This window comes from Pseudescherichia sp., assembly GCF_031979925.1.
Taxonomy (GTDB): Bacteria; Pseudomonadota; Gammaproteobacteria; order Enterobacterales; family Enterobacteriaceae; genus Pseudescherichia.
Genome location: NZ_DALZFB010000001.1, coordinates 116,762 through 129,502 on the forward strand (window position 1 = coordinate 116,762; position 12,741 = coordinate 129,502).

Annotated in this window: 14 protein-coding genes; 8 read left to right on the forward strand and 6 right to left on the reverse strand. The window is 58.4% G+C overall.

Annotation, left to right across the window (positions count from 1 at the left end):
• Positions 1–9: 9 nt before the first annotated feature.
• On the reverse strand, positions 10–1,743 hold the full coding sequence (gene argS / locus RTM13_RS00570; protein WP_312209293.1) for an arginine--tRNA ligase: 1,734 nt from the start codon (positions 1,741–1,743) through the stop codon (positions 10–12).
• Between the two features lie 245 nt (positions 1,744–1,988).
• On the opposite strand from argS, the gene RTM13_RS00575 reads away from it, so the two are divergent.
• Together RTM13_RS00575 and cutC are read left to right on the forward strand one after the other, a co-directional pair.
• Positions 1,989–2,555 carry a VOC family protein gene (locus RTM13_RS00575; protein ID WP_312209295.1) on the forward strand — a complete coding sequence of 189 codons (567 nt, stop codon included), beginning with the start codon at positions 1,989–1,991 and terminating at the stop codon, positions 2,553–2,555.
• 16 nt (positions 2,556–2,571) lie between these two features.
• On the forward strand, positions 2,572–3,318 hold the full coding sequence (gene cutC, locus RTM13_RS00580; RefSeq protein ID WP_312209296.1) for a copper homeostasis protein CutC: 747 nt from the start codon (positions 2,572–2,574) through the stop codon (positions 3,316–3,318).
• 300 nt (positions 3,319–3,618) lie between these two features.
• On the opposite strand, the gene cmoB is transcribed toward cutC, so the two are convergent.
• Genes cmoB through RTM13_RS00605 form a run of 5 tightly spaced genes read right to left on the reverse strand, consistent with a single transcriptional unit; the run spans position 3,619 to position 7,201 of the window.
• Positions 3,619–4,590 (reverse strand): tRNA 5-methoxyuridine(34)/uridine 5-oxyacetic acid(34) synthase CmoB, encoded by a 972-nt coding sequence (cmoB, locus tag RTM13_RS00585; protein WP_312209298.1) that lies wholly within the window; start codon positions 4,588–4,590, stop codon positions 3,619–3,621.
• Positions 4,587–5,330, reverse strand: a complete 744-nt coding sequence (cmoA, locus tag RTM13_RS00590; RefSeq protein ID WP_312209300.1) for a carboxy-S-adenosyl-L-methionine synthase CmoA — start codon at positions 5,328–5,330, stop codon at positions 4,587–4,589. The genes cmoB and cmoA overlap by 4 nt, the downstream gene beginning before the upstream one ends.
• A 40-nt stretch (positions 5,331–5,370) precedes the next feature.
• Positions 5,371–5,766: an MAPEG family protein gene (locus RTM13_RS00595; protein ID WP_312209301.1), complete on the reverse strand. Its 396-nt coding sequence runs from the start codon at positions 5,764–5,766 to the stop codon at positions 5,371–5,373.
• Positions 5,767–5,819: 53 nt separating this feature from the next.
• Positions 5,820–6,638 carry a DUF72 domain-containing protein gene (locus RTM13_RS00600; RefSeq protein WP_312209303.1) on the reverse strand — a complete coding sequence of 273 codons (819 nt, stop codon included), beginning with the start codon at positions 6,636–6,638 and terminating at the stop codon, positions 5,820–5,822.
• Complete coding sequence (locus RTM13_RS00605) at positions 6,635–7,201, reverse strand: hydrolase (protein WP_312209304.1); 567 nt, start codon at positions 7,199–7,201, stop codon at positions 6,635–6,637. Before RTM13_RS00605 ends, RTM13_RS00600 begins: the two co-directional genes overlap by 4 nt.
• Positions 7,202–7,466: 265 nt before the next feature.
• Between RTM13_RS00605 and aspS the strand changes: the two genes are divergently transcribed.
• The 6 genes from aspS (at position 7,467) to ruvB (ending at position 12,714) form a co-directional block, all read left to right on the forward strand.
• Positions 7,467–9,239 (forward strand): aspartate--tRNA ligase, encoded by a 1,773-nt coding sequence (gene aspS, locus RTM13_RS00610; RefSeq protein WP_312209306.1) that lies wholly within the window; start codon positions 7,467–7,469, stop codon positions 9,237–9,239.
• The gene (nudB, locus tag RTM13_RS00615) at positions 9,239–9,682 is read left to right on the forward strand and encodes a dihydroneopterin triphosphate diphosphatase (protein ID WP_312209307.1); all 444 of its coding nucleotides are present in this window, start codon (positions 9,239–9,241) and stop codon (positions 9,680–9,682) included. Before aspS ends, nudB begins: the two co-directional genes overlap by 1 nt.
• A gap of 24 nt (positions 9,683–9,706) precedes the next feature.
• Entirely contained in the window at positions 9,707–10,450 is a 744-nt protein-coding gene (locus RTM13_RS00620; RefSeq protein WP_103819300.1) for a YebC/PmpR family DNA-binding transcriptional regulator, read from the forward strand.
• 33 nt (positions 10,451–10,483) lie between these two features.
• Positions 10,484–11,005: a crossover junction endodeoxyribonuclease RuvC gene (gene ruvC / locus RTM13_RS00625; RefSeq protein WP_103819301.1), complete on the forward strand. Its 522-nt coding sequence runs from the start codon at positions 10,484–10,486 to the stop codon at positions 11,003–11,005.
• 78 nt (positions 11,006–11,083) lie between these two features.
• Complete coding sequence (ruvA, locus tag RTM13_RS00630) at positions 11,084–11,695, forward strand: Holliday junction branch migration protein RuvA (protein ID WP_312209309.1); 612 nt, start codon at positions 11,084–11,086, stop codon at positions 11,693–11,695.
• 8 nt (positions 11,696–11,703) lie between these two features.
• Positions 11,704–12,714, forward strand: coding sequence for a Holliday junction branch migration DNA helicase RuvB (gene ruvB, locus RTM13_RS00635; protein ID WP_312209310.1), 1,011 nt, complete (start codon positions 11,704–11,706; stop codon positions 12,712–12,714).
• Positions 12,715–12,741 lie beyond the last annotated feature (27 nt).

Below are 12,741 nucleotides of genomic sequence, written 5' to 3' on the forward strand. Positions count from 1 at the left end.
TAATGCTCTTTACATCCGCTCGACGGTCTGGATCCCGAGGGTGTCCAGGCCCATCTTCAGCGTTTTGGCAGTGAGCTGCGCCAGCTTCAGACGGCTCAGGCGCGTTTCGTCGCTCTCAGCGGTAAGGATAGGGCAGTGCTCGTAGAAGCCAGAGAAGAGGCCCGCCAGATCGTAAAGATAGCTGCACATCACGTGCGGCGTACCTTCACGGGCAACCACATTCAACGTCTCTTCAAACTGCAGCAGACGCGCCGCCAGCTGAGCTTCGCGATCTTCAGTAATCACCACGTTGGCATTCGCCAGCACGCTCTCATCAATCTCCGCTTTGCGGAACACGGAGAGCACGCGGGTGTAGGCATACTGCATGTACGGCGCGGTATTGCCCTCAAAGGCCAGCATGTTATCCCAGTCAAAGATGTAGTCGGTGGTGCGGTTTTTGGAGAGATCCGCATACTTCACCGCGCCGATACCCACTGCGTTAGCCAGCTTTTCCAGCTCGTCGGCAGGCATATCCGGGTTCTTCTCGGCGACCAGACGGCGAGCGCGCTCCAGCGCCTCGTCCAGCAGGTCGGAGAGCTTCACCGTACCGCCCGCGCGGGTTTTGAACGGCTTGCCGTCTTTGCCCAGCATCATACCGAACATGTGGTGCTCCAGCGGCACGCTCTCCGGCACGTAGCCTGCTTTGCGCACGATGGTCCACGCCTGCATCAGGTGCTGGTGCTGACGGGAGTCGATGTAGTAGAGCACGCGATCGGCATGCAGGGTCTCATAGCGGTATTTGGCACAGGCAATATCGGTTGTGGTATAGAGGTAGCCGCCATCCTTTTTCTGGATGATGACGCCCATCGGCTCACCCTCTTTATTTTTGTACTCGTCGAGGAAGACCACGGTCGCGCCTTCGCTCTCCACCGCCAGCCCTTTGGCTTTCAGATCGGCGACGATGCCCGGCAGCATCGGGTTATAGAGGCTTTCACCCATCACGTCCTTGCTGGTCAGGGTCACGTTCAGGCGATCGTAGTTGACCTGGTTCTGCGCCATGGTGATATCCACCAGCTTGCGCCACATCTGACGGCAGTACTCGTCCCCGCCCTGCAGTTTCACTACGTAGCCACGGGCGCGCTCGGCAAAGGCTTCATCTTCGTCGTAGTGCTTTTTCGCTTCGCGATAGAACGCTTCGAGATCCGCCAGCGCCATCTCGCCTGCGTTCTCCTGCTGCTTAAGCTCCAGGAATGCAATCAGCATCCCAAACTGGGTGCCCCAGTCACCGACGTGGTTGGCGCGGATCACCTTGTGGCCAAGCAGTTCCAGGGTACGTACGGAGGCGTCGCCGATGATGGTCGAGCGCAGATGGCCGACGTGCATCTCTTTCGCCACGTTCGGGGCAGAGTAGTCAACCACGATGGTCTGCGGCTCCGGGCGGGAGAGGCCCAGACGATCGGAGGTCAGGGCCTGGTTGACGTGGTCGGCCAGAAACGCCGGATCGAGGAAGATATTGATAAAGCCAGGGCCAGCAATCTCAACCTTGCTGGCAATGCCGTTGAGATCGAGGTGAGTCAGAACCTGCTCAGCAACCTGTCGCGGGGGCATGCCCAGTTTTTTTGCAACCGCCATGACGCCATTGGCCTGGTAGTCACCAAACTGTACTTTTGCTGACTGACGAACCTGCGGCTCGCAATCCGCAGGCGCGCCTGCGGCAATCAGTGCCTGACTGATTTTTTCTGAGAGAAGTGCCTGAATATTCACCGGGATACCTTACGTTAACGACGCAGCGCGCAAAAAGCTGCCTGCGTCGGGGTGTTGATAAGTAAAGCCGGGAGTATACTGCAATTGCCTGCTGCCGTCAGCCCTGTCAGGACGCGGGTTTTGCGCAAATAATCGGCAAGGTAATCGTGAATAATCATTCATTTGCCGGGTGGGGCAATCGACGTTTGGTGCGCGTCCGACAACAGGGTAAATTAGCGGCTTTGCGATAAACGAGGGCGTTGACCATGGCTGACTGGCAGACCATTGACGAATTGCATGATATTTCTGCGGATCTCCCGCGCTTTACGAAAGCGTTAACAGAACTTGCCACCCGGCTGGAACTGGATATTGCGCCTCTGGAGGCGGATCACATTTCGCTGCGCTGCCACCAGAATACGACCGCTGAACGCTGGCGTCGCGGCTTTGAGCAGTGCGGCACGCTGCTTTCAGAGAACATCATTAATGGCCGGCCGATCTGCCTCTTTAAGCTGCACCAGCCGGTTAAGGTGGCGCACTGGTCCTTTACGGTAGTGGAGCTGCCGTGGCCGGGCGAAAAACGCTATCCGCACGAAGGCTGGGAGCATATCGAGATCGTCCTGCCCGGCGAACCGGAGACCCTTAACGCCCGGGCGCTGGCGCTGCTGGCGGATGAGGGGCTTCGCCAGCCGGGTATCGCCATTAAAACCAGCTCGCCAAAAGGGGAGCACGAGCGCCTGCCCAACCCAACCCTTGCCGTGACGGATGGCACGGTAACGGTGAAATTTCACCCCTGGTCCATCGAAGAGATCGTCGCGAGCGAAAGCGACGCGTAGAACAGAGGAGGCAAAAATGGCTCTGCTGGAGATCTGCTGTTATAGCCAGGCGAGCGCCGAGACCGCGCAGCTCAACGGGGCGGATCGCATCGAGCTTTGTGCGGCGCCGAAAGAGGGCGGGTTGACACCCTCTCACGGCGTCCTGCGGCTGGTGCGCGAGACGGTGACGATTCCCGTGCACCCGATTATCCGCCCGCGCGGGGGTGACTTCTGCTATACCGATGACGAATTCAGCGCCATGCTCGACGACGCCAGGCTGATACAGGCGCTTGGCTTTCCGGGCCTGGTAATCGGCGTACTGGAAGAGGACGGAAGTGTCGATATGCCCCGAATGCGGCAAATAATGCAGGCTGCAGAAGGCATGGCGGTGACTTTTCATCGCGCCTTTGATATGTGCAGAAATCCGCTGGAAGCTATTGATAAACTAGCCGATCTGGGCGTGTCGCGCATCCTGACTTCGGGGCAAAAGGCGTCAGCGGAGAAAGGACTTTCATTAATTACGGAACTAAAAGCACGATCCGGTGCTCCAATCATTATGGCTGGTGCTGGTGTTCGAGCCAGCAACCTGCATCTGTTTTTGGACGCAGGGGTGAAAGAGGTGCACAGCTCCGCGGGAATGTGGACGCCTTCACCCATGCGTTACCGTCAACAGGGATTGTCGATGTCATCTGACGCGCAGTCGGATGAGTATCTGCGCTATTGCGTGGACGGTGAAATGGTAGCGGAAATGAAAGCGATGATTACCCATCATCGTGCGTTCTGACCCTTTTTTACCGCACATCATGTCGCCCAATATGATGCTTGCTTTGTACCAGGCCCCTGCCATTTCAACAGGGGCCATTTTTTTCCTTCATATTTCAAACTGCAACTGTGTTGGCTGCCTCGCTCACACCGGTCACTTACCTATGTAAGCTCCCGGCGACTCGCTGCGTTGCCGCCTTGTTGCAGCTTGAACTATTTTGGAAAAAGTGCAGCGCGTGTAGGCCTGATAAGCGTAGCGCCATCAGGCGTTTTCCCCGGTGGCGCTGCACTTACCGGGGCTACAACTATATTGACTACCGCGTTACGGCTTCTTCGCGATCAATACCGCACGCAGCGGGGCCGGATAGCCCTCAATCGTCTTATTAGGGTCGTTCGGATCGAGGAACTCCGCCAGCGACTCGGTGATCATCCAGTCGGTGCGGCGCTGCTCCTCGGTGGTGGTCTGGCAGACGTCAACGATACGCACATCGACAAAACCACACTTCTCCAGCCAGTTTTTCAGCGCCAGCGCGGAGGGGATAAAGTAGACGTTACGCATCTGGGCATAGCGATCGCCGGGGATTAGCACCGTGCGCTCATCGCCCTCGACCACCAGCGTCTCCAGCACTAGCTCGCCTTCGCTCACCAGTTGATCCTTAAGTTGCCACAGGTGCTCGAGCGGGGAGCGGCGATGATAGAGCACGCCCATTGAGAAGACCGTGTCAAACGTGTTCAGCGCCGGAAGCTGCTCAATGCCCAGCGGCAGCAGGTGCGCCCGCTTGTCGCCGCCCAGCAGCTTGCGCACCGCCTCGAACTGGCAGAGGAACAGCTGGGTCGGGTCGATACCTACCGCCAGGTGTGCACCTGCACCTACCATTCGCCACAGGTGATAGCCGCTGCCACAGCCGACGTCGAGGATCGTACGCCCGGTCAGGTCGGAGAGGTGCGGCAGAACGCGATCCCACTTCCAGTCGGAGCGCCACTCGGTATCGATATCAACGCCATAGAGCGAGAACGGCCCCTTGCGCCACGGCATCAGGTTACGCAGCAGCGTATCGATGCGCTTGATCTGGCCTGGGCTGAGCGGGGTTTCGCTCTCTGCTGTCACGCTGTGCAACAGATCAAGCCGGTACGGCTGCATCTCCGGCAGAAACTCTACCGCGTTGGTCCACTGCTTAAACTGACCATGCAGAGCCCCGCGTTGCCAGGTGGCAATCTGTGCGGGCAGGGTCTCAAGCCAGTGGGCGAGCGTGCCTTTAGCAATCTGCTGATAGAAGTTACCGAACTCGATCATGCCGACGCTCCTGCTTTCAGCGCCACCAGCGAACCAAAGTTAAAGCACTGGAACCAGAGTTCGCTATGCTCAAACCCGGCCTGGCGCAGGCGGGCCTTGTGCGTCTCCACCGAGTCGGTGAGCATCACGTTCTCTAGCATGCTGCGCTTCTGGCTAATCTCCAGCTCGCTGTAGCCGTTGGCACGTTTGAAATCGTGGTGCATGTTAAACAGCAGCTCGCCCGTGGTGGCATCCTCAAAGCTGAACTTCTCGGAAAGCACCAGCGCGCCGCCCGGATTCAGCCCCTGGTAGATGTTATCCAGCAGCGCCTGACGTTCAGCAGGCTCGAGGAATTGCAGGGTGAAGTTCAGCACCACCAGCGACGCGTTTTCAATGCGAATATGGCGAATATCGCCCTCAATGACCTCAACCGGCGTCGGCGCTTTATAGGCGTCAATATGGCGGCGGCAGCGTTCAACCATCGCCGGCGAGTTATCAACGGCAATAATTTTACACTCCGGATGGACGATATTACGGCGCACGGAGAGCGTGGCCGCGCCCAGCGAGCAGCCCAGATCGTAGACCTGGGTAGCGGGCTGCACGAAACGCTCCGCCAGCATGCCGATCATCGAGATAATGTTTGAGTAGCCGGGAACGGAGCGCTGGATCATGTCCGGGAAGACTTCGGCTACCCGTTCATCGAATGTCCAGTCACCCAGGCTGGCGATAGGCGCAGAGAAAAGCGTGTCGCGGTGAGACATAACGTAAAAATCCGAGAAAACAAAAGTGGCGTATTGTGCGCTAATGCACAGAGAAAACCAACTCCCAGGGCATATACCAGAGGTTTGCCAGCACCATTAGCACCAGCGAACACCATGTCGCGCTCATGCCAGAACGCCGCCAACGCATCAGCTGGTGATGCATACCGTAGTAGTGCATCAGACGACCAACAATCAGCAGCAGCCCGCAGACGTGCACCATCCAGGTTTCCGCGCCGTTCATCTCCATAAACAGCAGCAGGATCAGGCCGCCGGGAAGATACTCCACCGTGTTGCCGTGAATGCGGATGGCGGTCTGTAGCTCGCTAAACCCACCGTCGCCCATCGACACCCGATACTGCATACGCAGGCGTACAACATCAAAAGAGAACTTAATCAGCAGCAGAACACCCAGCACGGCATACAGCGCGCTTACCATAGAAACTCCATTTAAGCCCGGAAAGGGTACGTCTCTATGATAGCGCGACTGATTCAGAAAAGAGAGGATTGTTGCGGAATTGATGGCGCAGGGCCAACGGAGGGGACGGCGTGCTGCAACGCAGGCCAGAGGGTATCAACCAGCACTGGCGCCTCAGCAATATCCGGCGTATGCAGGAAAAGATAGGGCGTGGTGGTCTGCTCCCACTGGGCCAGCTTCTCCAGCCAGACGGCAAACAGGGCGCTGTTCTGCGCCATATTGTCACTGCCGATAAAACGCACCATGGGATTCTGCGCCGTCACCACAGCATGGACAGGTACCACGGGCTTCTTGCGTTGGGCTTCGATCACCGCTTCGCTGTGGGGAAGGGCGCTGTGCACCGGACGGCTGTCGAGGATCACGCGGTTAACGCCGCGCGTATGCAGGCCCCGGTTGAGCTGCATTTCCGCGTCGCCCTTGGCAAAAAACGCCGGATGGCGTACCTCTACCCCGTAGCTGAACGCTTCGGGCAGGCCGTCAAGAAAAGCCCACAGCGCAGGCAGATCCTGGGGAGCAAACGAAGCGGGCAGCTGGAGCCAGTACTGGCCGATACGTTCCGCCAGCGGGGCCATGCGGCTAAAAAACTCCTCGGTGAGATCGTCGCACTGGCGCAGCCGCGCCTGGTGCGAGATGGTCGCCGGAAACTTAAAGCAGAAGCGAAAGCTGTCGGTGGTCTGGGCGTGCCAGCGCGCAACGATATCGGCCTTCGGCAGGGCATACAGCGTGGTGTTACCCTCCACACAGTTAAAGTGGCGGGCGTACGCTTCGAGATCGGTGATGCCAAGGCGCACCCATTTCGGGTGCGACCACTGCGGCAGGCCAATGTAGATCATAGTGCGGAGAGGATCTCCTCGGTGCTGCGTACCCGGCCAATGCGCGGGAAGATGTGGTTGAAGCTGCCCTGATGCTGTTCGTCGCTGGCGGCGCTGCAGGCGTCCTCGACGACAATCAGGTTAAAGCCCAGCTCCCAGGCGTTGCGGGCTGTGGACTCGACGCCAATATTAGTCGAAATACCGCACAGTACGATAGTGTCAATGCTACGGCGGCGCAGCTGTAGCTCCAGATCGGTGCCGTAGAATGCGCCCCACTGGCGTTTAGTCACTTCGATATCGCCGTCGCGCTTGCCGAGCGCCACCGGGTAGTGCCACCACTCCGGGGGCAGGGCGTGACCGCCGATGGGGGCATCGACGGGCTGCTTGAGCGCCTCGGCGAAATCTGCCGACCAGCCTACGCGTACCATCACTACCGGTGCGCCATTAGCGCGAAACTTCTCCGCCAGCCGGGCAGCTCGGGCAACAACCTCATCCGCCGTATGCGGACCACCGGCAAACGGCAGAATGCCCTCCTGAAGATCGATAACCACAAGGGCGGTTGTTTTCGCGTTAAGTTCTGGCATGTTAGCTCCTGTTATATGAATCATTTTGCCCATACAGTAAGCGTAAAAGACGTTACCATGGGGCACAAATTTTGTTAATTTTTGTGAGAGACCATAATTAGCGGGTAGCAATCGCCCGTCTGCGTGGTCTGGCTCTTATCCTCTGGAAGAATTTCCAGTATAATAGCCGCCTTTTTTCATCCAGTTGTGACATTCAGCTCGCGCTGCGTCGTCGTGGCTGCAAGGCAGGCGACAAACGGCCTGCGGCTAAGTTAAGGGATATCTCATGCGTACAGAATATTGCGGACAGCTTCGACTGTCCCACGAGGGGCAGCAGGTGACTCTGTGTGGTTGGGTCAACCGCCGCCGCGATCTCGGCAGCCTGATCTTTATCGATATGCGCGATCGTGAAGGGATCGTGCAGGTGTTTTTCGATCCGGATCGCGCAGATGCGTTAAAGCTGGCCTCTGAACTGCGTAATGAGTTCTGCATCCAGGTCACCGGCACCGTCCGCCGCCGTGACGATAAAAACATCAACAGCGATATGGCCACCGGCGAGATTGAAGTGCTGGCCTCCGATCTGACCATCATTAACCGCTCAGATTCGCTGCCGCTCGACTCCAACCACGTCAACACCGAAGAGGCGCGTCTCAAGTACCGCTATCTGGATCTGCGTCGCCCGGAGATGGCTAACCGCCTGAAAACGCGCGCGAAGATCACCAGCTTCGTGCGCCGCTTTATGGACGATCACGGTTTCCTCGATATCGAAACGCCGATGCTGACCAAAGCCACCCCGGAAGGCGCGCGTGACTATCTGGTTCCGAGCCGCGTGCACAAAGGCAAATTCTACGCGCTGCCGCAGTCCCCGCAGCTGTTCAAACAGCTGCTGATGATGTCCGGCTTTGACCGCTACTACCAGATCGTCAAATGCTTCCGCGATGAAGACCTGCGTGCGGATCGTCAGCCTGAATTTACCCAGATCGACGTCGAGACCTCCTTTATGACCGCGCCGCAGGTGCGTGAGGTGATGGAAGCCCTGGTGCGTCAGCTGTGGCAGGCCACCATCAATGTGGATCTGGGCGACTTCCCGGTAATGACCTTTGCCGAGGCCGAGCGCCGCTACGGCTCTGACAAGCCTGACCTGCGTAACCCGATGGAGCTGGTGGACGTTGCCGACCTGCTGAAAAACGTCGAGTTCGCCGTATTTGCCGGTCCGGCCAACGATGCCAAAGGCCGCGTGGCTGCCCTGCGCGTGCCGGGTGGTGCGGCCCTGAGCCGTAAGCAGATTGACGACTACGGTAACTTTATTAAGATCTACGGCGCAAAAGGCCTGGCCTACATCAAGGTCACCGAGCGTGCGAAGGGTCTGGAAGGCATCACCAGCCCGGTAGCGAAGTTCCTGAACGCAGAGATTATCGAAGCGATTCTGGAGCGTACCGGCGCGCAGGATGGCGACATGATCTTCTTCGGTGCGGACAATCGCAAAGTGGTTGCCGACGCGATGGGCGCGCTGCGCCTGAAGCTGGGTAAAGACCTGAGCATCACCGACGAGAGCAAGTGGGCACCGCTGTGGGTGATCGACTTCCCGATGTTCGAAGAAGACGGCGAAGGCGGCCTGACCGCGATGCACCATCCGTTCACTGCGCCAAGCAACATGACGCCGGAAGAGCTGAAGGCCGCGCCGGAAACGGCTATCGCTAACGCCTACGATATGGTCATTAACGGCTATGAAGTGGGCGGTGGTTCGGTGCGTATTCACCGCGGCGAAATGCAGCAGACGGTATTTGGCATTCTCGGCATTACTGAACAGGAGCAGCGCGAGAAGTTTGGCTTCCTGCTCGATGCCCTGAAGTACGGTACGCCGCCGCACGCGGGCCTGGCCTTCGGTCTCGATCGCCTGACCATGCTGCTGACCGGCACCGATAACATCCGTGACGTGATCGCTTTCCCGAAAACCACCGCCGCCGCCTGCCTGATGACTGAAGCGCCAAGCTTCGCCAACCAGGCCGCGCTGACCGAGCTGGGTATCGAAGTGATCAAGAAGGCTGAGAATAGCTAATGGTCTATAAGCAACCCGTTTCCGTGCTTGTCGTGATCTACGCCCAGGACACGAAACGGGTGCTGATGCTACAACGGCGCGACGACCCCAATTTTTGGCAGTCGGTTACCGGCAGCCTGGAGGAGGGGGAAACCGCGCCGCAGGCCGCCGTGCGTGAAGTAAAGGAAGAGGTCGCCATTGACGTTGCAGCAGAGCAGCTGACCTTGATCGACTGTCAGCGCACGGTGGAGTTTGAAATTTTCATGCATTTACGTCATCGCTATGCGCCGGGCATTGAGCGCAACACGGAATCGTGGTTCTGTCTTGTGCTGCCTCACGAGCGGGAGATCGTGTTCACTGAACACCTGACCTACCGCTGGGTCGATGCGGTGGATGCCGCCGCCATGACCAAGTCGTGGAGCAACCGGCAGGCGATTGAAGAGTTTGTAATTAACGCCGCCTGAGAAGGCGCTTTTGGAGAATTTTTTATGGCAGGTCACAGTAAATGGGCCAACACCAAACACCGCAAAGCGGCACAGGATGCCAAACGCGGTAAGATCTTTACCAAAATTATTCGTGAGCTGGTAACGGCAGCGCGTCTGGGCGGCGGCGATGCCGGCTCTAACCCGCGTCTGCGTGCAGCAATCGATAAAGCGCTCTCCAACAACATGACCCGCGACACCCTGAACCGCGCTATCGCCCGTGGCGTGGGCGGTGATGAAGACGCGAACATGGAGACCATCATTTATGAAGGTTACGGTCCTGGCGGCACGGCAGTCATGGTTGAGTGTCTCTCTGACAACCGTAACCGTACCGTTGCCGAAGTTCGCCATGCGTTCACCAAAACCGGTGGCAACCTGGGTACCGACGGCTCCGTTGCCTACCTGTTCAGCAAGAAAGGGGTGATCTCCTTCGAGCAGGGCGACGAAGATGCGATCATGGAAGCGGCGCTGGAAGCGGGTGCGGAAGACGTGGTGACCTACGACGACGGCGCAATTGACGTCTACACCGCATGGGAAGAGATGGGTGCGGTACGTGATGCGCTGGAAGCCGCTGGCCTGAAAGCAGACAACGCTGAAGTGTCGATGATCCCGTCTACCAAGGCGGATATGGATGCCGAGACCGCGCCGAAGCTGCTGCGCCTGATCGACATGCTGGAAGATTGCGACGACGTGCAGGAGGTTTACCACAACGGTGAGATCTCTGACGAGGTTGCAGCAACCCTCGAATGATGCAGTCTGAATCCGTAAAACAGGAGGTGCGTGGTGTCAATCATTCTCGGTATTGATCCCGGCTCACGCATCACCGGCTACGGCGTGATCCGCCAGGTTGGCAGACAGCTCACCTACCTTGGCAGCGGCTGTATCCGCACTAAGGTCGACGATCTCCCGTCACGCCTGAAGCTGATCTACGCGGGCGTGTCGGAGATCATCACGCAGTTCCAGCCCGACTTTTTCGCTATTGAGCAGGTCTTTATGGCGAAAAACGCCGACTCGGCGCTGAAGCTGGGGCAGGCGCGCGGGGTAGCGATTGTGGCGGCGGTAAACCAGGACCTGCCGGTCTTTGAGTATGCCGCCCGGCAGGTGAAGCAGACGGTGGTCGGCATCGGTAGCGCAGAGAAGAGCCAGGTGCAGCATATGGTGCGTACCCTGCTCAAGCTGCCCGCTAACCCGCAGGCGGACGCCGCCGATGCGTTGGCCATCGCTATTACCCACTGCCACGTTAGCCAGAACGCGATGCAGATGAGTGAAACCCGGCTCAATCTTGCGCGAGGGCGGTTACGTTAAATGAAAAAGAGGCTGGATATGTATCCAGCCTTTTTTATATCATAGAGAAAATTTTAGCCGATAGCGCAGGAGCGAAACGTGATAGGCAGACTCAGAGGCATTATTGTCGAGAAACAACCCCCGCTGGTACTGCTGGAGACCAACGGCGTAGGCTATGAAGTGCATATGCCGATGACCTGCTTCTATGAGCTACCGGATGCTGGGCAGGAAGCCACTATTTTCACTCACTTTGTGGTACGTGAAGATGCTCAGATGCTGTACGGTTTTAATAACAAACAGGAGCGAACCCTGTTTAAAGAGCTGATCAAAACCAACGGCGTTGGGCCGAAGCTGGCGCTGGCGATCCTCTCCGGCATGTCGGCGCAGCAGTTTGTTAATGCAGTAGAGCGCGAAGAGCTTGCCGCGCTGGTGAAGCTGCCTGGCATCGGCAAAAAGACCGCCGAGCGCCTGATTGTCGAGATGAAAGACCGCTTCAAAGGCCTGCATGGCGATCTCTTTACCCCGGCGGCGGATCTGGTGCTGACGTCGCCCGCGGGTCCGTCGGCGGACGACGCCGAGCAGGAAGCGGTTGCTGCGCTGGTGGCGCTGGGCTACAAGCCTCAGGAAGCCAGCCGCATGGTCAGTAAGCTGGCACGCCCGGATGCCAGCAGTGAAACACTTATTCGTGAAGCGCTCCGCGCCGCGATGTGAGGTAAAGGATGATAGAAGCAGACCGCCTGGTATCAGCAGGCAGCGTTACCCAGGAAGAGGTCATCGATCGCGCGATCCGTCCTAAGCTGCTCGACGAATACATTGGTCAGCCGCAGGTGCGCTCCCAGATGGAGATTTTTATCCAGGCGGCAAAGCTGCGTGGCGATGCGCTCGATCATCTGCTGATCTTTGGCCCGCCTGGCCTGGGTAAAACGACTCTCGCCAATATTGTCGCCAACGAGATGGGCGTTAATCTACGCACCACCTCTGGCCCGGTGCTGGAGAAGGCGGGGGATCTCGCCGCGATGCTGACCAACCTTGAGCCGCACGATGTGCTGTTTATCGATGAGATCCACCGTCTGTCGCCAGTGGTGGAAGAGGTGCTCTATCCCGCTATGGAAGATTACCAGCTGGATATCATGATCGGCGAAGGCCCGGCGGCGCGCTCGATTAAAATCGACCTGCCGCCCTTTACGCTGATCGGGGCCACCACCCGCGCAGGCTCCCTGACCTCGCCGTTGCGCGACCGCTTTGGCATTGTGCAGCGCCTGGAGTTCTATCAGGTGCCCGATCTCCAGCATATCGTTGGGCGCAGCGCGCGCTTTATGGGGCTGGAGATGAGCGAGGAGGGGGCGCTGGAAGTGGCTCGCCGCTCCCGGGGGACGCCGCGTATCGCTAACCGCCTGCTTAGGCGCGTGCGCGACTTCTCTGAAGTGAAGCATGACGGAACCATTTCTGCGGACGTGGCCGCCCAGGCGCTGGATATGCTGAACGTTGACGCCGAAGGCTTCGACTATATGGACCGCAAGCTGCTGCTGGCGGTGATCGATAAGTTCTTTGGCGGCCCGGTAGGGCTGGATAACCTGGCGGCAGCTATCGGCGAAGAGCGCGAAACTATCGAGGACGTGCTGGAGCCGTTCCTGATCCAACAGGGCTTTTTACAGCGCACCCCGCGTGGGCGTATGGCAACGGTGAGAGCCTGGAACCACTTCGGCATCACGCCACCGGAGATGCCGTAGCAACAAAACGCCGGATGGCGGCTTCGC

Coding starts and splice junctions, on each gene's coding strand:
- cutC (WP_312209296.1), top strand. CDS start 2,572: ATGGCTCTGCTGGAGATCTGCTGTTATAGCCAGGCGAGCGCCGAGACC.
- RTM13_RS00595 (WP_312209301.1), bottom strand. CDS start 5,766: ATGGTAAGCGCGCTGTATGCCGTGCTGGGTGTTCTGCTGCTGATTAAG.
- ruvB (WP_312209310.1), top strand. CDS start 11,704: ATGATAGAAGCAGACCGCCTGGTATCAGCAGGCAGCGTTACCCAGGAA.
- aspS (WP_312209306.1), top strand. CDS start 7,467: ATGCGTACAGAATATTGCGGACAGCTTCGACTGTCCCACGAGGGGCAG.
- RTM13_RS00600 (WP_312209303.1), bottom strand. CDS start 6,638: ATGATCTACATTGGCCTGCCGCAGTGGTCGCACCCGAAATGGGTGCGC.
- RTM13_RS00605 (WP_312209304.1), bottom strand. CDS start 7,201: ATGCCAGAACTTAACGCGAAAACAACCGCCCTTGTGGTTATCGATCTT.
- RTM13_RS00620 (WP_103819300.1), top strand. CDS start 9,707: ATGGCAGGTCACAGTAAATGGGCCAACACCAAACACCGCAAAGCGGCA.
- RTM13_RS00575 (WP_312209295.1), top strand. CDS start 1,989: ATGGCTGACTGGCAGACCATTGACGAATTGCATGATATTTCTGCGGAT.
- nudB (WP_312209307.1), top strand. CDS start 9,239: ATGGTCTATAAGCAACCCGTTTCCGTGCTTGTCGTGATCTACGCCCAG.
- cmoB (WP_312209298.1), bottom strand. CDS start 4,590: ATGATCGAGTTCGGTAACTTCTATCAGCAGATTGCTAAAGGCACGCTC.
- cmoA (WP_312209300.1), bottom strand. CDS start 5,330: ATGTCTCACCGCGACACGCTTTTCTCTGCGCCTATCGCCAGCCTGGGT.